2 pseudogenes are annotated in these 801 nt (G+C 62.4%); both read right to left on the bottom strand.

The features are described from left to right. Positions 1-250: pseudogene (mphR(A), locus tag R8N49_RS26360) on the bottom strand (macrolide-binding transcriptional repressor MphR(A)); the annotation flags it as partial. Then, a pseudogene (mrx(A), locus tag R8N49_RS26355) lies at positions 250-801 on the bottom strand (macrolide resistance MFS transporter Mrx(A)); the annotation flags it as partial. The pseudogenes mrx(A) and mphR(A), both read right to left, overlap by 1 nt.

Here is an 801-nt window from a genome sequence, read left to right as displayed (position 1 = left end):
CCCAGAGCCCTTGCGGCCCTGCGCCTATCGGTATCGCATTCAGGTAATGCCGCACCTGCTCGACGCCGCGCTCCATCATCCTCACCAGCAGCGTATCGCGGTTGGTGAAGCGCTGGATTAACGCTGCGCGGGAGAGCCCCACCTCCTTTGCTACTCCGCTGAGCGTGAACTCTATGGGACCGCAACGCTTCAGCACTACGGTGGCGGCCTCGAGTACCTCGTCATCGGACTTGAGCTTGGGGCGGGGCATCAGTGTTCACCTTCTGTATGGGTTGGGGCGGAGGCTGTGGCTGCCGCCGCCATTGTAGCAAATTGAAGACGGAGCGAGAGTAGAGCCACGAGCCCCGCAAACACGGCCGATACAACGAGGCCAGGGAGCGGACCAGCAAGGTCGACAAACGCGCCGGCCGCAAGCATAACCATGGGCGAGGCTGACAGCATCACCGCCGAGACCATGCCGAGTACCCGGCCGAGAAGTTCTGGCGGCGTGCGGTTGTAGATGGCAGCGTTGAGAATGGGAGAGACTGAGCCGGTCAGCAGTCCCACGAGCGCGCCCAACAACATCAGCACCGGCACGCCTGGCAACTGTGAAAGCAGAAGCGAGCCCACCGCAGAGCCACAAAATGCCACCGCCAGCCAGTTCTGCGCTGATATCCGGGCGCCGACCGACGCATGAATGGCAATGCCAAGGAGACCACCAGCCCCCATCATTGAGGAGAACAGCCCGAGCTCTGCTACTTGGCGTCCTGCATCTACAAACAGCGCAGGCATGATGACGCTGCCGTTGGCGCCAACGATGCC

The organism is Vibrio sp. 1978 (genome assembly GCF_033344345.1).
The sequence above is the reverse complement of the archived record's forward strand: the minus strand, read 5'-3'. Positions and strand labels throughout refer to the sequence as shown.